Source organism: Staphylococcus pasteuri, assembly GCF_030547725.1.
Lineage (GTDB): Bacteria > Bacillota > Bacilli > Staphylococcales > Staphylococcaceae > Staphylococcus > Staphylococcus pasteuri.
Map to the genome: position 1 here is coordinate 1 of NZ_JAUOQO010000686.1, position 249 is coordinate 249.

1 protein-coding gene is annotated in these 249 nt (G+C 47.4%); it reads right to left on the reverse strand.

Features of this window, described 5'->3' with window-relative positions:
- Positions 1–16: 16 nt before the first annotated feature.
- A partial coding sequence (locus tag Q4528_RS15165) for a type 2 periplasmic-binding domain-containing protein (protein ID WP_439848947.1) occupies positions 17–249 on the reverse strand: 233 nt, incomplete at its 5' end.

Sequence of the window (249 nt, forward strand, 5' to 3'; positions counted from 1 at the left end):
GTACTAAGTTTTGCTGTTATCTATCGGCCACCGAGGCAGAGAATTCAATCAATGAGCGGCGTAACCATTGGTGTGCCTTAGAGTGCTGCAGCAAAGGGCTCCAAATCATGTTAGTTTCGATAGGCACAATTTGAAAAGGCACCCGAACAATGCGTAAGTCTTGATTATCTTTGTACAACATCGCTTGTCGGCGCGGTAAGGTGGCGATCAATTGTGGTTGAGCCACCAGCAAGCCCGCTAAGCCATAAT